Source organism: Hominenteromicrobium mulieris, assembly GCF_046197855.1.
GTDB classification, from domain to species: domain Bacteria; phylum Bacillota; class Clostridia; order Oscillospirales; family Acutalibacteraceae; genus Hominenteromicrobium; species Hominenteromicrobium mulieris.
Map to the genome: position 1 here is coordinate 2,371,052 of NZ_CP173188.1, position 17,545 is coordinate 2,388,596.

The window sequence follows — 17,545 nt, forward strand, 5'->3', positions numbered from 1 at the left end:
TCTGCGTGACATTTTATTATCAAACTCTCCGTGAAACACAACAAAATAGTTCCCTAACACTCCGTTCATTTTTAGTACATGTATATCGATATAGAAATATCAATATGCAAATTTAGCACTTAACAAATCAAAAATTTTGATATACAATACAGTCGTAAAAAGAAGTTAGGTGGTGCAAACCACCGAGCTTTGCGATAAATTGCTTCACATAGAAAGGGCGATAGACTTATGGCAAGATTTACACTTCCCCGCGATTTGTATCATGGTAAGGGTGCTTTGGAAGAACTGAAGCATTTTGAAGGCAAGAAGGCTGTTGTTTGTGTAGGCGGCGGCTCCATGAAGCGTTTCGGCTTTTTGGACCGTGCAGTCGGCTATCTGAAGGAAGCCGGCATGGAGGTCGAGCTGATTGAAGGCATTGAGTCTGACCCGTCTGTTGAGACCGTTATGAAGGGTGCGCAGAAGATGATCGAGTTCCAGCCGGATTGGATCATCGCGATGGGCGGCGGTTCTCCGATCGATGCCGCAAAAGCTATGTGGATCAAATATGAATACCCGGACGTTACGTTTGAGGATATGTGCAAGGTCTTCGGCCTGCCGAAGCTGCGCCAGAAGGCACACTTCTGCGCCATTTCCTCTACTTCCGGCACCGCAACGGAAGTGACCGCGTTCTCCATCATCACCGATTATCAGAAGGGCATCAAGTACCCGATTGCTGACTTCGAGATTACCCCGGATGTCGCCATCGTTGACCCGGACCTTGCCGAGACGATGCCGAAGAAGCTCGTTGCGCACACCGGTATGGATGCTATGACCCATGCGATTGAAGCGTATGTTTCCACCGCAAACTGCGATTTCACCGACCCGCTCGCCATTCATGCAATCGAGATGATCATGAAGGACCTTATCCCGTCCTATAACGGCGATATGACCGCCCGCGACAACATGCACAACGCACAGTGTCTGGCCGGTATGGCGTTCTCCAACGCTCTGCTCGGCATCGTACACTCCATGGCACACAAGACCGGCGCTGCGTTTGCCGATTACGGCGCACACATCATCCACGGCGCTGCAAACGCTATGTACCTGCCGAAGGTCATCGCGTTCAACGCAAAGGACGAGACCGCAAAGAAGCGTTACGGCGTCATCGCCGACTACATGCACCTCGGTGGCAACAACGACGACGAGAAGGTACAGCTGCTCATCCAGTACCTGCGCAACATGAACGACGAGCTGAACATTCCGCACTGCATCAAGCATTACGGCCCGGACAGCTTCCCGACCGAGAACGGCTTTGTGCCGGAGAACGTCTTCCTTGAGAGACTGCCGGAGATTGCAAAGAACGCTATCGCCGATGCCTGCACCGGTTCCAACCCGCGTCAGCCCAGTCAGGAAGAGATGGAAAAGCTGCTTAAGTGCTGCTACTACGACACGAAAGTGGATTTCTGAGTCTATAAAGACAATCTATAACGCACCCCGGGCATCTGTCCGGTAAAAGGACATTCTATCCCTGCCGCCCGGTATTTCTTCGGAAATCGCCGCACGGCAGGGATTTCCTGTCTTTTCCCGTTGTAATTTTGATATTTCTCTGTTATAATAGTATCGTTTGCAGGTTTTAAAGGCAAAAATTGCAAAACCGGCATCCGACACAGACAAAACTTAGGCAAAACCGCACAAACTGCGCACATGCCTGAAGGGAAAGGTTTTGAAGTATGTATAAGATCGTTAAAAAACAGCCGCTGAACCCCACGGTGACGCGGATGGAGATCGAAGCGCCGCTCATTGCAAAAAAAGCAAAGCCCGGCCAGTTTATCATTCTGCGCGTAGACGAAAACGGCGAGCGTATTCCGCTGACCGTTGCCGGCTATGACCGCGAAAAAGGCACCGTTACAATTATTTTCCAGATTGTCGGCGCAACGACCGAAAAGCTCAACCACTTAAACGAAGGTGAATGTCTGCACGACTTCGTAGGCCCGCTCGGCGTACCAACGCATGTAGACGGCCTTAAAAAGGTCTGCGTTATCGGCGGCGGCGTAGGCTGCGCCATCGCACTGCCCATTGCCGAAGAGCTGCACGCCATGGGCGCGGAAGTCACCTCTATCATCGGCTTCCGCAATCAGGATCTCGTGATCCTGGAAGACGAATTCAAGGCTTGCTCCGACCACTTCACGCTGATGACGGACGACGGCTCCTACGGCGAAAAGGGCAATGTCACCGCCCCGCTGAAGACGCTGCTTGAAAACGGCGAGCGTTTTGACGAGGTCATCGCCATCGGCCCGCTGATCATGATGAAGTTCGTCTGCCTCACCACAAAAGAATACGACCAGAAGACCGTTGTTTCCATGAATCCGATCATGGTAGACGGCACGGGCATGTGCGGCGGCTGCCGCCTGACCGTTGGCGGCAAAACGAAGTTTGCCTGCGTAGACGGCCCGGATTTTGACGGCCACGAGGTCGATTTTGACGAGGCGATGAGCCGCTCCCGCAGCTACACTCCTTTCGAGCGCCACGCTTATGAGGAAGCCTGCAACTTGTTCAAGAAGGAGGTTGAGTGATCATGCCTAACATGAGAATGACAAAGAACCCCATGCCCTCGCAGGACCCGAACGTTCGCAACAAGAACTTTAAAGAGGTCACACTGGGCTATACCGAAGAAATGGCGCTGGACGAAGCACAGCGCTGCCTGAATTGTAAGAACATGCCGTGCGTTTCCGGCTGCCCGGTCAATATTCATATTCCGGAATTCATCAAGAAGGTCGCCGGGCACGACTTTGAGGGCGCGTATCAGGTTATTGCGCAGTCCTCTTCCCTGCCGGCTGTCTGCGGCCGTGTCTGCCCGCAGGAGACGCAGTGCGAAGGCAAGTGCGTGCGCGGCATTAAGGGCGAACCGGTCGGCATCGGCCGTCTGGAGCGTTTTGTTGCCGACTGGCACAACGCACACGCTACCGTTGCCACCATCACCGCGCCGAAGAACGGCCACAAGGTTGCCGTTATCGGTTCCGGCCCTGCGGGTCTTACCTGCGCGGGCGACCTCGCAAAGCTGGGCTACGACGTGACGATTTACGAAGCGCTGCACCTTGCAGGCGGCGTGCTCGTGTACGGCATCCCGGAGTTCCGTCTGCCGAAGTCCATCGTGCAGAAGGAAGTCGATAACCTCAAGGCGCTCGGCGTCAAGGTGGAGACCAACATGGTTATCGGTCGTATCCTGACGATTGAAGAGCTGAAGGACGAGTACGGCTACGAGGCCGTGTTTGTCGGCACGGGTGCAGGCCTTCCCCGCTTTATGAACATCCCGGGCGAGAACCTAAAGGGTGTGTACTCCGCAAACGAATTCCTCACCCGCAGCAACCTGATGAAGGCTTACCGCGATGATTCCACTACGCCGATCCAGCACGCAAAAAACGTGGCGGTCGTCGGCGGCGGTAACGTGGCCATGGACGCCGCGAGAACCGCAAAGCGTCTCGGCGCGGAGAACGTGTACATCATCTACCGCCGCGGCATGGCAGAACTGCCGGCACGTAAGGAGGAAGTGGAGCATGCAGAGGAAGAGGGCATCATCTTCCATACGCTGACGAACCCGGTAGAGATTTTACCGACGGACGTCGCCGACCCGCGTGACCCGAACTACGGCTGGGTCGCCGGTATTCGCTGCGTAAAAATGGAGCTTGGCGAGCCGGACGCTTCCGGCAGACGCAGCCCGATCGTCATTGAGGGCAGCGAATTCGATATTCCGATGGATTGCGTTATCATGTCCCTCGGTACTTCCCCGAACCCGCTGCTGAAAGCCACCACGCCAGGTCTTGAGACCCAGAAGCGCGGCCAGATCATCGCGGACGAACACGGCCTCACCTCCATCGAGGGTGTGTACGCAGGCGGCGACGCCGTAACGGGCGCCGCAACGGTTATCCTCGCCATGGGCGCAGGCAAGACCGCCGCAGCTGCGATCGACAAGTACATTCAGGAAAAGAAGTAAGTCAGCTTTTCCCCTAACCTAAAAATGAACGGCACCGGTGACAAATTTCATCGGTGCCGTTTTGCTGTGTTTGGCGGGTTTAATTTTCAAATGCTTTCCGCACCCACTGCGTCGTGTAGGCGTCTGCCGGGCGGTCTTTCCGCACGCCGGAACCGACCTGCACGCCCATCAAAATGCGCGGCTCACGCTCGGCAAATGCCATAAAACGCGCCAAAATTTCATCGTATCTGCCCATTTTTCACAGCTCCTTTTTTCGATCCTTTTAGAAAAATAAGCAGAGTATACCACGTTTTTCAGAGAAACGCAACGCCCTTTTGTATACTGCCGAAAGCATCTTGAATTTTCAAGATTTTGGCAGTATAATTCTATTGGCAAATCTACCCGAAAAGAGGTTTTCTGAATGAAAAAAGTGCTTTTGCTCGGCGATTCCATTCGCATGGGCTATGACGATTATGTAAAAGAAGAGTTAGACGGCAAGTGTGAGGTCGTTTACGATGCCGAGGACAACGGCCGCTTCGCTGCGTACACGCTGTGGCAGGCGAACCAGATGTTCAAGCATCACGGTCATTTTGACGTGGTACACTGGAACAACGGCTACTGGGATATGAACATTGAGGCTCCGATGACGGAGGCCATGCACCCCGTTGAGGAATATGTGCACTTCTTAAAGCGCATCATCAAGCTGTGCAGAGAAAACGGCGCGAAGATCATCTTCGCGACCACCACGCCGATTTTGGAGCCCGGCATGGCGGCAGACAACACCGGCACGCAGGCGGACAGCATCAACTACAATAACGAGTGGGTGGAGCTGTATAACGACGCCGCCAAAAAGCTGATGGCAGAGGAAAACATCCCGGTGAACGACCTTTACGCGCTGTGCAAGGAAGGCGAGCACTATTATAAGTGCCCGGATATGCTGCACCTGACCGAGGAAGGCTACCGCAAGTGCGCAAAGCAGGCGGCCGACATGATCCTGAAGGAGCTCGGTGAAGCATGAGCTCCGGCGTAAAAAAGACGAACGCCATGCGCATGCTGGACGGCGCGAAGATTCCCTATGAGGTGCGCACATATGAATTTGAGGAGACCGATCTCGCGGGCGTACACGCGGCAGACGCCGTGGGCATGCCGTATGAGACGGTGTTCAAAACGCTCGTTGCGCGCGGCGATAAGACCGGGTTTGTCGTGTTTTGCATCCCCGTAGCGGAGGAATTAGACCTCAAAAAAGCTGCCAGAGCCAGCAAAAATAAATCCGTGGAGCTTCTGCACGTGAAAGACTTGCTGCCGACGACCGGCTATATCCGCGGCGGCTGCTCGCCCGTGGGCATGAAGAAGGAGTTCCCGACGTATATCGACGAGACCGCCATGCTGTTTGATGCAATCGCCGTCAGCGGCGGTATGCGCGGCGTGCAGCTCATCGTAAACCCGGATCAGCTTTTGGGCTTCGTCAAAGGCGAGTATGTCGATTTGACGGCGTAACACAGAGCGAACTGTAACGGCGATAAAAACCTTTTGATCCAACTTTTCTCAAAAAAATTCACGCTCCCCTGCTTACTTCTTTAAAGTATCTGCAGCGGGAGCGTGTTTTATATCTGCTATTTTTATAAATAACTTTTTGCGAAAGCGTATAATCAGTGGTTCATGAGCGCTTCGGCATTTTCGTTTTCGTTTACAAGTCCGAGGTCGTGCTTGATCTTCGTGGTGGAGATGCCCGGCGTGCGCGGCAGGAAAACGAGCTCGCAGTAATCCTTGAGGTAGTCAAAGCGATCGCTGTTTTCCCAGTCACTGCCCATAACGACTACGTCCACATGGTAGTCCTTCACGTCGCTGATCTTCTGATCCCAGCTTTCCTCCGGAATGACGAGGTCAACGTAGCGAATGGCTTCGAGCATCATTTTGCGCGTTTCATAATCGTGGAACGCTTTTTTGCCCTTGCCTGCGTTGAACTCATCCGTGGAAAGCGCCACGATGAGGTAATCGCCCAGCGCCTTTGCGCGCTTTAAAAGGTTGATGTGGCCGTAATGCAGCAGGTCAAACGTTCCGTAGGTCAATACTCGTTTCATTTTTAGCCTTTCCTTTCGTTTTTTACAGCTTGCTCAATGCTCCGGTTTCTGTAAGAGTCATCGCCTGCCGTTACACTTTGAATATTCAGATGCGGCAAAATGCGGAATACTTCCCGCGCGAAAACAGCATCGCAATTATACTTATTACGCTCTCTGCTGAAAAACAGCTTGATGTTTTCCGGCAAAGAAAGGAACATCTGCGTATCAATCACGGTGTAATCCAGCCAATCGTTATATTTATCGGTCAGCTCCTTGAGGGTGAGCTCGTTGAAATCCCTGCGCAGGAAAACCGCTACGGGCGCTTCCATGGAAAAGAGCTGCTGTTCCAGCTCTTTTGCCCAACCCTTATGGTCGTTCTTTCCGACGAGATAAACGTTTCGCGGCTGCTTTTTGTTTTCGGCATAATCAATCACTTCAAACTTCGGCGCTTTTCCGTAGAACAGCATGTCGTTCAGGTTCCGGATATTATCCGGCGCATCGTAATTTGTAAACATCTTATAATACGCGTCATACGCCGCACTGTTCACGTCTGCCTGTTTATCGTTTTCGTGCAGGTACGAAAGCATTTCGTTTATGGTATAAATTTTGCGGAACGGGAGGTCACGCACATCCATATACATGCCGCGCTCTGCCATGTACGCATCATAGTCGTACATAAACAGCACGATCGGCTTGCGCGTGATGGAAAAATCGAAGAAAACGCTGGAATAGTCCGTAATCAGCACGTCCACAGCATTCAAAAAGCTGTAACTGTCCACATCATCCGGGAATTTTACAATGTGCTTATAGCCTTCGATCGGCACTTTATCTTTTACAAGCGGATGCAGGTTCACGTACATGATCTGCTTATCCGTCAGCGCGCTGTCGAACTTTGTCAGCAGGTCGCGGACTTCCGCTTCGTACCCGCCTTTGTTTGCGCCGGAGCTCATCGCGCCGCGCCAAGTCGGCATGTAGGCAAAGGTCTCTTTGCCGTCCATTCCGTATTGCTTCCGCACCGCCGCTGCCGCATCTTTATCCCAGAATATCGCGTTGCGCGGGTACCCGCTCAGGATCACCTTTCCCGTGTAGAGGTGGTTCAGATTGTAATCTTCCATCATGTGATCCATCGTATAGCGGTTCGGGTGCAGAAGATAACTGCTGTGCAGGAAATTGCGCTGCATGTTGCTCATATCCTGAATGCCCATCGCCATTTTTTTGCCGAGGGTCTTCAGCGGCGTTCCGTGCCATGTATTCAAATAGATCTGCCCTTCACGGCGGATAAAATACGTCGGGAAGCTCACGTTATTTACAAGGTATCGGCTCGTTGCCAAAACCTTCTGGTATTTTCTCGAGCCGAGCGGGATAAGCTGCACACGGTTCAGACCATAAGCGTCTAAGATCTTCCGGTGTTCGCCCATCAGTTCTTTTTTCGACGTGTAATAGATGGTAAACGCCGGGTCCTTTGCCAGTTCGCGCATCATTGCAAACGGCGAATCGTTTAGGTTCGTACCGTGAAAGGATTCAAAAAGCACCTGCTTCTCGCAAAGCGGCTTCTTTTTACACGTGCGCACGTAATAGTATTTATTCAAATAACTGCGTTTTGAGAAAACCGTCAAAGCCTTGCGCATCGTTTTTGCCGCTTTGCCCAAAAGGCGCAACACGGAATTCGGCATCATGCTGTAAAGATACCACGTGATCTCATGCTTGGCCAAAGCGCCCATCAGTCGTTTTTTGGAGAAGAAAAAGTCGAAAAACGCCTTGTTTTTGCGCCAGTCATCAAAATAGTGATCCAGATGCTGAAAGCCCTTATGAACGACTTTAAACTGCAGATTTTTATCTTTATATGCCGTAAAATCGCGGAAGCGCAGGATCGTGTGCTTCAAATTGATAAAGCCGAGCACATCTTTAAACTCCTCGAACGCGCCTTCCCGAATATAGTATTCGTTCATGATGGCGAGCGAATCATACATCTGCAGGATGTTCTCGGAGAATGTCGCCGTGATTGCGCCTTCGCGCTTTAGAATATAGTAGTACAGCGGCTCGTTTACTTTGGAAATTCGGTTGGCATGCAGCATCAGCGGGTAGATGGTTGCAATGTCCTCATAAATTTTCCCTTTCGGGAAGCGTATTCCCGTGCGCTCAAATAAGGCGCGGCGGTAAATTTTGTTCCAGGCATACGGTGCATTTGTGTACAGAAGCTTCGGGTTTTCGTGCAGGCTCACACCAAACTCCAGAGTGCTTCCGCGCTGGAAAAAGCGCCGTGTTTCGGTATTTTCGTCTATACCGTAATAGCCGCAGATCACAATGTCCGAATCCGTTTCGGCGGCGCGGTCGTACAGCTTTTGGTACATGGTCACATTCAAATAGTCATCGCTGTCCACAAAGCCGATGTATTCACCGTGCGCATACGGAATACCGTAGTTGCGCGCATCGGATAATCCGCCGTTTTCTTTGACGAGGCTTACCACCTTCTGCGGATATGCTGCGGCATAACGGTCTATGATCGCCTGCGAATTATCCTTTGTGCCGTCGTTGACAACAATGATCTCAATTTCTTCCAGCGTTTGCTTTACTAAGGAATCAAGGCAACGCTCCAAATACGCTTCAACGTTGTATACAGGAACGATAACGCTGACTTTTATCGAATCAAAAATACGTTCTGACTTCATTTTATCTATCATTTATCCCTTCTGTAAGGAAAGTCATTATAAGATCCACACAACGCTGCGTGTTGTTCGTGTCATCCGTCTCCACGAATTCTTTTCTAAAGGCGGTGAGCTTTTCGTAATCGTAGGGCGTGCGGAGGATACAGTCGAGCAGAGGCTCGGCTTTTGTGAACGCGCAATGCGGCATTTCTGCAAGCGGGTCAAAGTTGAGGCCGCGCGTTTTCTTGTAGCGCTCTAAATCGTAAACGTAGAAATATACCGGCTTTTGGATGAGGCTCGCCTCAATGGAAATAGCGGAATAGTCCGTGATGACAGCGTCTGCCGCAGCCATCAGCGTGAAGGTGCCGAACTCCGGGCACTCGCGGAACTTCGGCAGCACACAGCGGCGCTCCAAGCGCTCGCGGTCGAGTGGGTGCAGCCGCACGATGAGCAGCATACCCATTTTTTCCGCCGCCGTGATGAGCGGCTCAATCTCGGGCATCTGTTCGCCGTCGCGGAACGTGGGAGCGTATAGGACGATCTTCTGCCCGCGCAGCTCCGGGTAGGTCGCAAAAAAACGGCGGCGGCAACGCGCGCGATTCATTTTCAAAATGGCGTCTACGCGCGGCACGCCGGTCACGCGCATTTTATCGCTCGAGACGCCGAACGCCTCCTCATAGGCTTTTGCTGTACGGTGACTCGCACAGAGCACGGCATCGTAGTGCTTATGCATCCCCATGCGCTCCGCAAGCTCTTTATCGCGCCCGCCGGGCACGGAAAGCGCCTGCCTGCCAAACTTCTTAATGGCGCCAAGCGCGTGCCAGACCTGCACCACGCGCAGCTCTTTACGGTGATGCAGCACGCTGACCGGGATGCAGTAGCCGTCTATGATGCACACATGCGCGGTGGAAAGCTCCGCGGCGCAGTGCAGCAAATGGAAACAATAGCGCAGGAGCTCTAACGGCGTATCGCCCATTTCGCGGCAGAGATACACAAGGCGCACCCCTGGATCACGCGCTTCAATCTCTGCGCCGAGCTGTTCAAAATCCGGCCGCTGGCTGTTCGACTGGCGGCTGATCATGACGACTTTTTTCTGCATGGGGCGCAGCTTCATGACGGCATACACGGCGTTATACAGCGCTTTGAAAACGGAGATCAGCCCGAGCAGTATTCTTTTTTTCACAGAGGCTTCGCCCCTTTCTGTGCAGCGCCGTTCCATTTTTGCGCATAGCGTGCGGCCTTTGCCCGCACCCCAAACACACGCTGCCAAATTTTTCCGTTGCGGAAAGCCGCACTTTTTCGCATTTAACAGAGTTAGTATACCACACTGTGCAGAAAATCTCCAGTGTTTTACCGCAAAGTTCGCCGTTTCATTAAATCTTTGTAACAGTACGGAAAAATTTGCGCCCGAACCCCCGTGAATTTGTCGCATTCGCAGGAAAATTCAGGGTATTTTGCCTCCTAACCCTGCGTCAAAATCGTCTAAAAAGTCACAAATTCGCCGTAAGCCATAGGAAAAACGGGCAAGCACCGAAAAAGTGCCGCCCGTTTTGTTTAGTCGAACGAGGGGTTAAACGCGTAGAAGTTTTTGGAATCGAGTCGGTCGGTCGCGATGCGCAAACCCTCGCCGAAGCGCTGGTAATGCACAATCTCGCGCTCGCGCAGGAACTTGATGGGGTCGCGCACATCGGGATCATCCGCAAAGCGCAGGATGTTGTCATACGTTACGCGGGCCTTCTGCTCGGCGGCGAGGTCTTCGTTGATGTCTGCCAGCGTGTCGCCCGTTACGGCGATGCTCGCTGCACTGAACGGCGCGCCGGAGGCTGCTACCGGGTAAACGCCCGTCGTGTGGTCGATGAAATACGCATCAAAGCCTTGCTTTTGAATCTCCTCCTGCGTCAAATTCCGCGTCAGCTGGTACACGATTGTCCCCACCATCTCGAGATGAGCGAGTTCTTCGGTGCCTACATACGTGACAGAAATGCTCCGGTGTCCTTGTTTGGAGGACAAGCAGTTGAGTTTCGGGTTTAAAATACATAGTCTTACCGAATTTAAGTCTGTAAAAAAGCGTTGCGATTCCGATAATGCAAAACACTCAAAAAGTCCTGATTTTATCGAAGATATTAAGCCGAAACGAATTGTAAATCTGTATGCGGTTGCTTCTGTATGAGTATTAACTGTGTAAGAATCGCCGTTAAATATGTTTCTGCTGTTTGCGGACAAGCAAATCTGCACTTTTCAACTGGTTGCTTCAAGAAAAGTCGAAAATCACTCGATTTACCGCAGTTGATTTTAAACTGAAAATTGGATATTTGCTCGATTACATAGCCGCCTGCTTCGCCGCAGGCGGCTAAATTTATGTGAAGGAGGAAAACCCATATGGCAAATTGCAAAGTGATCGCGGTGACGAACCAAAAGGGTGGCGTGGGCAAGAGCATCTTTGCCCACGACAAGAACGGCAAGGTCGCCGCCGCATACCGCTCGCTGACGAAGGAGGTGTCGGAGCTTGAGCTCAAAACCGAGAGATTTAGGGATGACGCCGCTCGATGACCTGTTCTCCACCGGCGAGAGTCGTGCGGAAGCGCAGCTTGAAAAGGTCGTTATGCTGAACCCCGCCGACATCTCCGACTTTCCCAACCATCCGTTCAAGGTCAAGCAGGACGAGGCTATGGCGGAGATGGCGGACAGCGTAAAGCAGTACGGCGTGCTGGTGCCTGCCCTTGTCCGCCCCAAGGCGGACGGCGGCTATGAGATGGTTGCCGGTCATAGGCGAAAATGTGCGGCAACGCTGGCAAGAATCACCGAAATGCCCTGCATCGTCCGCAAACTCACCGATGACGAAGCGACGATCATCATGGTGGACAGCAATTTGCAGCGAGAAACGATCTTACCGTCCGAAAAAGCGTTTGCCTACAAGATGAAGTTGGAAGCCATAAAACGGCAAGGTGAAAGAACAGACTTAACTTCTTCTCCACTGGATAAGAAGTTGAAAGGACTAACCTCTGCACAGCAGGTCAGTCAAAAGAGTGGCGACAGTCAGCCACAGATTTATCGCTATATCCGCCTGACCGAGCTGATCCCACCGATGCTGGACATGGTGGACAGCGGCAAGATCGCTTTCCGCCCCGCCGTAGAGCTTTCCTACCTCTCCAAAGAACAGCAGCAGAGCCTATATGACACGATGGAGTGCGAGGACTGCACGCCGTCGCTTGCACAGGCCATCAAAATGAAAGAGTTCAGCCGGGACGGAAAACTGACGGAGGAAGTCATCCTTTCCATGATGCAGGAGGAAAAACCGAACCAGCGCGAAAAGCCCGCTTTTCGCGACGAGCGAATAACGAGGCTCATTCCGAAATCGATCCCGCGAGGGCAGGAAACTGATTTTGTGATTCGAGCACTTGAATTTTACAATCGGCATTTGCAGCGCCGACGCGATCAGGAAAGATAGCGGGACGCCTTGGGGAAAGTCTGCCCTTTTGCGGAAGTGAAACGGCTGCGCAAATTTTCTCCCCCCTCTCCACACCTCACCCCCTGTTACTCCCTGTACTACCCGAAAAAGAAAGATCACAGCTATAGGTGGTCTGTATGGAAATTTTCCGAAAAGCGGCTGAAAAGCTGCTTTTTGTTTTTCAGAACGAACGGAGGAAAAAATATGGTTCATTTCTTTGATGCGGACATAGCGAAAAAATACGGAGTTAATGCGGCGGTGCTGGCCTGCTTCCTTTGGGATTGTACCGAGCAGAAAAGTGCCGAATCGCCGCAGCTCCATGAAGGCAAGGTCTGGGTGCGCTGTTCGGTGCAGATGATGACCGGCTTTTTTCCGTTCCTGTCCTACGACGAGATCCGCTACGCCCTGAAACAACTGGTCAAGGGGCGGGTACTCACAAAAGGGCAATTCAACGAGAACCGCTTTGACCGCACGAACTGGTACGCCTTTACCGAGTTCGGACAATTTCTTATGGCAGAAAGCGAGGGACGGACGCAATGATGCACGTAGCAGATACAAGGGACTGCGCTTTTGAAGCCTTTATTACCAACCTCGGCAAATACAACGAGGGCTTTTTGGTGGGCGAATGGGTGGAGTTCCCCGTGACCAATGAAGAAATGCAGGCAGTTTTTCGGCGCATCGGCATCGGGCGGCGCTATGAGGAATGGTTCATCACCGACTATGACTGCCCGGACGAGGTTATCGGCAAGGTGCTCGGAGAATACGAGAGTCTGAGCGAGCTGAACTATCTCGCCGGGCAGATCATGGAACTGCGGGAGAGTGACGATTTCTGGCAGGCGGTTTTGGACTTGGGTGAGAACACCGGCAGCGTGCAGGAGCTGATCAACCTGACCGAGAATTTGGACTGCTTTGATTACCTGCCCGGTGTGCGGAGTGACTACGACCTCGGCTATTACTGGATTGAGGAAAGCGGATGCTACGACACAAGCAACCTTGGCGCACTGGCAAATTATATCGACTATGAAAGTTTTGGGCGCGATATTCGGTATGAAGAAGGCGGCGTGTTCGGGGATAACGGCTATGTGCGGTCAAACGGCGGCCGCTTTGTGGACATCTACGACGGCGACATCGAGAGCATCCCCGAAGAATACCGGATCAGCTCGCCTGTTGTGATGGAGCGTACCGAAGTCAAACGGCAAACGGAGCAGCCGGAACGATAGAATATGTGCCGTTTTCTGCATATACAATTCCATTATATGCACATATTTCAAGGAAAATATATGCATATAACTCATATAGTTGCTTGCTTTTCTGCATATAATATGCTATAATTATGTGCAGAAAGGCTGGTGCTGTATGAGAAAATTCGATTACTCCTTTTTGAATAACGGTTTGCTGCCTGCAAACCTTGTGAACCTCACTTTCAATATTGCGGCACTCAAAACAATGGCGGGTGTGCGCAAGGACGAATACACGCAGATCTTCACGGAGCTGGAAGCTGTTGCAAAGGTGCAGTCCATCAAAAGCTCCAACGCCATCGAGGGCATTGTGACCAGTGACGAGCGTATCGCCGCCATTGTCAATCAGAACAGCGCCCCGCTGAACCACAACGAGGCGGAGATCGCCGGGTATAGAGATGCGCTGAATGAGATCCACTTGGGCTATGAACATATTGACTTCCGGCAGAGCGACATTCTGCGGCTGCACGAAACGATGATGAGCTTTGCGGGCTATGAGTACGGCGGGCAGTACAAGACGGACGACAATGTGATTCTGGAGATCGACGCTGACGGAAACCGTCGTGTCCGCTTCCGTCCTACCCCTGCGAGCGAAGCGCCGAAATCAATGGAGCAGTTGGAGCTTGCTTATCTGGATGCACGAAACGATGCAAATATCAATCAGCTCCTTTTGATCCCCTGTGTGATTCTGGACTTCCTCTGCATCCACCCGTTCCGGGACGGCAACGGCAGAATGTCCCGCCTGCTCTCGCTGCTGCTGTTATACAAAAACGGCTTTGACGCAGGAAAATATGTGTCCTTCGAGGAACAGATCAACAATTACAAGGCATATTATTACGAAGCCCTGCGGCAGTCCTCGGCAGGATGGGAAACGAATGAGAACTCCTATTTCCCCTTTATCGAGAATTTCCTGTCCACCCTTTATATGTGCTATAAGGAACTGGACAAGCGGTTTGCGGTGGTACACGGCAAGAAAATCACGAAGAAAGCCCGTGTGGAAGCGACCGTCCTGAACAGCCTGACGCCGCTTTCCAAAGCAGAGATTTGCAAAATTCTTCCCGATGTCAGCCCCACGACCGTCGAAGCCGTCCTCGGCGCCATGGTCAAAACCGGCTCGGTAAAACGAATCGGCTCAGGACGGGCGACGAGATATATTAAGGCGTAAGGAGAATAACAATGTTTTTCTACGGAAAGACCATAGATGTTAATATGCGTTGCTTGCGGCAACGGCCCTTTTGCGATTAAAATAAGCGCATCAAGTCCTAAGGAGGCGTGGATATGTTGAATGAAAACATCAAAAGGGCAAGAAAAGCGAAAGGCCTTTCTCAAGAAGAACTTGCCGTAAAGCTAAATGTAGTAAGACAGACGGTATCAAAATGGGAAAACGGTTTATCGGTTCCGGATTCTGATTTACTGATTTTTCTGGCAGAGGAATTAGACACATCCGTAAGTGCGTTGCTTGGTGAAACCATACAGGAGCAGGAGCCTGACGATCTCAAGACTATTTCCGAAAAGCTTGAGATAATCAACCTCCAGCTTGCCAAAAGAACCATGGCACGGACAAAGGTCATTCGGTGGGGACTCCTTTCTCTGTGCGCGCTGATCGTTATCGTATATGTCGTTCTTGCAGCAATGAAGAGTTCTTATTTGGGCTGGGATTACAGTAATCCTGAACTGGCGGTTGCGGGAACGATTCTACATGGTTTCGAGTTTATCTTTGCAAGGCTTGCCCCCATTGTGCTGCTTGTTTGCGTGGTTGGAGTCATGTTGACATGGAGGAAGCGGTAATGAAAAAAATCGTAATCACAGTCCTTGCCGTTGTCGCTGTGCTGGCCATTGCCGTGATCTTTGCGTTTCACAGGACAGACCAACCGTCAGAAATCAACGAGAACGAAATCGCCCTTCAGATACAACTTGATTTGAAGGAAGATGTGGGACTTCTTATTATTGATAGCGACATCGACGGGCAGAAAGAGAGTGGAGGCATCTCCAACGCGGATAAAACCATGCTTAAAAAAGACGATTTGATATATTGGTCGATTGATAAGCAACACTACGAAACCGTTTCTGATATGGTTGAGCTTTTATTGAATTTCACGGTTATCACAGAATACTGCGACCCAAACTACGAGAACATTTATCCTGAAGAATATACGATGCCGATGAAGTCAATTACTTTTACAGCAAAATTCGGTGATGCCTATTCGATTAGAATCACTGGCGATAAAGTAAATGGATACCGGGCAATTTTGGAACAGGCATAATAAAAACGCAGGGACGGGCAGATTCACTTCGATAAATTGAATAGCACATACATAGCCGAGAGGTTTTCATGTTGAAAGCCCCTCGGCTATTTTTATGTCAGAATGGAGGTGAAACATATGCCATATATCCCGCCGGAGGTGGTGGCAAGAGCTCGTGAGATGGACTTGCTGACTTATCTGCGGACTTATGAACCGCAGGAGCTGGTGCATTTCGGGGGCAGCACCTACTGCACCCGTAAGCATGACAGCCTGAAAATTTTCAACGGCAAATGGTGCTGGTTTTCCCGTGGGATCGGCGGCTACTCGGCACTGGACTATCTCATTAAGGTCAAAGAGATGCCCTTCACGCAGGCGGTCGAAACCATCATGGGAAATCTGTCAGCGGCGCCGCCCGCCTTTACCCCGGCTCCGAAAGCGCCGAAAGAAAAGGTACTTCTTTTGCCACGGGTCAACCGCAGCGTCACCCACGCCGTCGAATACCTGCACCGCAGAGGAATCGACTACGAGCTGATCGATTTCTGCATTAAGACCGGCCGCCTTTACGAGAGCTATCCCTATCACAATGTGGTGTTCGTCGGCATGGATGCAGACGGAAAGCCCCGCTATGCTAACCAGCGTGGGATCGGCTCGGACTTCATCGGGGACGCCAACGGCAGCGACAAGCACTATTCCTTTGGAATTCCTGCGGCGGCCGCAAGCGATACGCTCCACCTGTTTGAGTCGGCGGTGGATCTGCTGTCCTACGGGACGCTGCAAAAGCTGGACGGCAAGGGCTGGCACAGTGAAAACCTGCTCTCCCTCGCCGGGGTCTACAAGCCAAGGGCGAAAATCGAGGAAAGCAGTCTGCCCGCCGCATTGGTGCAGTATCTTGCCGAGCATCCCCATATCCGCCGTGTGGTGCTCCGGCTTGACAACGACACTACGGGACGGATCGCCGCAGAAACCATCAAGGCCCTGCTGCCGAGAAAGTATGCGGTCACGGTGGACATCCAGCCGCCCCCGCAGGGCAAGGACTACAACGACTGCCTTTGTATGCGGCTGGGATTGCCCATCACTAAGCGCAGAGAAAGGAACAAAGAACGGTGAGCAACTTTATGAGTCCGGGACGGCGCATCCGGCACTATCGTATGCTGCGGGGCATGACACAAAAGGCGCTGGGCATCGCCGCAGGCTTTTCGCCCGAAACCGCCGACATCCGCATCGCACAGTATGAGTCCGGCGTAAGAACGCCGAAACACGCTCTGCTCTGTACGCTGGCCGAGGCATTGGGCGTTTCTCCCTCGGCGCTGGATATTCCCCGCATCAAAAGCCATGAAGTGCTGAAACAGCTGCTGCTTGCGCTGGAGGATGAATACGGGCTGACGGTCACGATTATGATTACGAAAAACAACGAAAGGAAAATTTGCAATGGAAAATGAAAAGAAAATCAAGGTGGTACTGCTGGAACCGGGCAAGCTCGCCCGTGCGGTCGAGATCGATGCGTCCCTTGCCGGGATGCGGAAAGTGGTGGGCGGTCTGATCAAGCCGTTCTACCCCTTTGAGGAACAGGTCTGCATCGTCTGCAATGAGGAAAGCAAGATCAACGGAATGCGCCCGAACCGCAGCGTGAAGAACGACGACGGCGCGATGGTGGACTTCATCTTCGGTCCCGCCTTTATCTGCGACTGCCGCGGCGAAAATCTGGGCAGCCTTTCCGACGAGCAAATCGACCGCTACGGCAAGATGTTTCGCTATCCCGAACACCTTGCGAGGGTGAACGACACGCTGTTCGGTATCCCATACCGCCCGCAGCCGGCGCAGGAGCGATGATGTTATTTCGGTCGGTGGCAAAATGTTCGGCCTATGGGACGAACGCCATGCACTGTACCAGCAAGCATCGCCGTTGTGATACCACAACGGCACTTGTCAGGGAAATCCCTGAAACCCTTTTCGTCCCGCCCA

The 17,545-nt window shown here is 52.1% G+C and carries 20 protein-coding genes; 15 read left to right on the forward strand and 5 right to left on the reverse strand.

All coding sequences use genetic code 11. The features are described from left to right. The first annotated feature begins 228 nt into the window (after positions 1–228). The 3 genes from ACI0CA_RS11680 to gltA all read left to right on the forward strand — a co-directional run bounded on the left by ACI0CA_RS11680 (position 229) and on the right by gltA (position 3,970). Positions 229–1,446, forward strand: coding sequence for an iron-containing alcohol dehydrogenase (locus ACI0CA_RS11680; protein WP_446806787.1), 1,218 nt, complete (start codon positions 229–231; stop codon positions 1,444–1,446). A gap of 263 nt (positions 1,447–1,709) precedes the next feature. Then, positions 1,710–2,552, forward strand: a complete 843-nt coding sequence (locus ACI0CA_RS11685; protein WP_316522211.1) for a sulfide/dihydroorotate dehydrogenase-like FAD/NAD-binding protein — start codon at positions 1,710–1,712, stop codon at positions 2,550–2,552. A 2-nt stretch (positions 2,553–2,554) separates the two neighbouring features. Then, the gene (gene gltA, locus ACI0CA_RS11690) at positions 2,555–3,970 is read left to right on the forward strand and encodes an NADPH-dependent glutamate synthase (RefSeq protein ID WP_446806786.1); all 1,416 of its coding nucleotides are present in this window, start codon (positions 2,555–2,557) and stop codon (positions 3,968–3,970) included. Positions 3,971–4,049: 79 nt separating this feature from the next. Here gltA and ACI0CA_RS11695 read toward each other — a convergent pair whose 3' ends face one another. Further along, entirely contained in the window at positions 4,050–4,205 is a 156-nt protein-coding gene (locus ACI0CA_RS11695; protein ID WP_343284659.1) for a hypothetical protein, read from the reverse strand. Positions 4,206–4,370: 165 nt separating this feature from the next. On the opposite strand from ACI0CA_RS11695, the gene ACI0CA_RS11700 reads away from it, so the two are divergent. After that, positions 4,371–4,967, forward strand: a complete 597-nt coding sequence (locus ACI0CA_RS11700) for an SGNH/GDSL hydrolase family protein (RefSeq protein WP_343284658.1) — start codon at positions 4,371–4,373, stop codon at positions 4,965–4,967. Continuing rightward, the gene (gene ybaK / locus ACI0CA_RS11705) at positions 4,964–5,446 is read left to right on the forward strand and encodes a Cys-tRNA(Pro) deacylase (RefSeq protein WP_308448816.1); all 483 of its coding nucleotides are present in this window, start codon (positions 4,964–4,966) and stop codon (positions 5,444–5,446) included. Before ACI0CA_RS11700 ends, ybaK begins: the two co-directional genes overlap by 4 nt. 152 nt (positions 5,447–5,598) lie before the next feature. Here ybaK and tagD read toward each other — a convergent pair whose 3' ends face one another. The 4 genes from tagD to ACI0CA_RS11725 form a co-directional block, all read right to left on the reverse strand. Next, entirely contained in the window at positions 5,599–6,030 is a 432-nt protein-coding gene (gene tagD / locus ACI0CA_RS11710; RefSeq protein WP_176821403.1) for a glycerol-3-phosphate cytidylyltransferase, read from the reverse strand. A 2-nt stretch (positions 6,031–6,032) separates the two neighbouring features. Then, positions 6,033–8,690 carry a CDP-glycerol glycerophosphotransferase family protein gene (locus ACI0CA_RS11715; RefSeq protein WP_446806785.1) on the reverse strand — a complete coding sequence of 886 codons (2,658 nt, stop codon included), beginning with the start codon at positions 8,688–8,690 and terminating at the stop codon, positions 6,033–6,035. Beyond that, positions 8,680–9,837, reverse strand: a complete 1,158-nt coding sequence (locus tag ACI0CA_RS11720) for a CDP-glycerol glycerophosphotransferase family protein (RefSeq protein ID WP_446806784.1) — start codon at positions 9,835–9,837, stop codon at positions 8,680–8,682. Before ACI0CA_RS11720 ends, ACI0CA_RS11715 begins: the two co-directional genes overlap by 11 nt. Before the next feature lie 371 nt (positions 9,838–10,208). Continuing rightward, complete coding sequence (locus ACI0CA_RS11725) at positions 10,209–10,688, reverse strand: manganese catalase family protein (protein WP_446806954.1); 480 nt, start codon at positions 10,686–10,688, stop codon at positions 10,209–10,211. Between the two features lie 345 nt (positions 10,689–11,033). Between ACI0CA_RS11725 and ACI0CA_RS11730 the strand changes: the two genes are divergently transcribed. The 10 genes from ACI0CA_RS11730 (at position 11,034) to ACI0CA_RS11775 (ending at position 17,413) form a co-directional block, all read left to right on the forward strand. Continuing rightward, the gene (locus ACI0CA_RS11730) at positions 11,034–11,204 is read left to right on the forward strand and encodes a hypothetical protein (RefSeq protein ID WP_373367769.1); all 171 of its coding nucleotides are present in this window, start codon (positions 11,034–11,036) and stop codon (positions 11,202–11,204) included. Beyond that, a complete protein-coding gene (locus ACI0CA_RS11735; protein WP_308448819.1) occupies positions 11,188–12,102 on the forward strand; it encodes a ParB/RepB/Spo0J family partition protein in 915 nt (304 codons plus the stop codon). Before ACI0CA_RS11730 ends, ACI0CA_RS11735 begins: the two co-directional genes overlap by 17 nt. A gap of 204 nt (positions 12,103–12,306) precedes the next feature. Then, positions 12,307–12,642 (forward strand): hypothetical protein, encoded by a 336-nt coding sequence (locus tag ACI0CA_RS11740; RefSeq protein ID WP_308448820.1) that lies wholly within the window; start codon positions 12,307–12,309, stop codon positions 12,640–12,642. Next, the gene (locus tag ACI0CA_RS11745; RefSeq protein ID WP_308448821.1) at positions 12,639–13,322 is read left to right on the forward strand and encodes an antirestriction protein ArdA; all 684 of its coding nucleotides are present in this window, start codon (positions 12,639–12,641) and stop codon (positions 13,320–13,322) included. The genes ACI0CA_RS11740 and ACI0CA_RS11745 overlap by 4 nt, the downstream gene beginning before the upstream one ends. 136 nt (positions 13,323–13,458) lie before the next feature. Next, positions 13,459–14,505: a Fic family protein gene (locus ACI0CA_RS11750; RefSeq protein ID WP_308448822.1), complete on the forward strand. Its 1,047-nt coding sequence runs from the start codon at positions 13,459–13,461 to the stop codon at positions 14,503–14,505. A 113-nt stretch (positions 14,506–14,618) separates the two neighbouring features. After that, positions 14,619–15,128 carry a helix-turn-helix domain-containing protein gene (locus ACI0CA_RS11755; protein ID WP_308448823.1) on the forward strand — a complete coding sequence of 170 codons (510 nt, stop codon included), beginning with the start codon at positions 14,619–14,621 and terminating at the stop codon, positions 15,126–15,128. Beyond that, positions 15,128–15,604, forward strand: a complete 477-nt coding sequence (locus ACI0CA_RS11760) for a hypothetical protein (protein WP_417422668.1) — start codon at positions 15,128–15,130, stop codon at positions 15,602–15,604. Before ACI0CA_RS11755 ends, ACI0CA_RS11760 begins: the two co-directional genes overlap by 1 nt. 117 nt (positions 15,605–15,721) lie before the next feature. After that, entirely contained in the window at positions 15,722–16,690 is a 969-nt protein-coding gene (locus tag ACI0CA_RS11765) for a DUF3991 domain-containing protein (protein WP_446806783.1), read from the forward strand. Positions 16,691–16,698: 8 nt separating this feature from the next. After that, positions 16,699–17,022, forward strand: coding sequence for a helix-turn-helix domain-containing protein (locus ACI0CA_RS11770; protein WP_446807004.1), 324 nt, complete (start codon positions 16,699–16,701; stop codon positions 17,020–17,022). Continuing rightward, on the forward strand, positions 17,012–17,413 hold the full coding sequence (locus tag ACI0CA_RS11775; RefSeq protein ID WP_446806781.1) for a DUF3846 domain-containing protein: 402 nt from the start codon (positions 17,012–17,014) through the stop codon (positions 17,411–17,413). Before ACI0CA_RS11770 ends, ACI0CA_RS11775 begins: the two co-directional genes overlap by 11 nt. Positions 17,414–17,545: the final 132 nt, after the last annotated feature.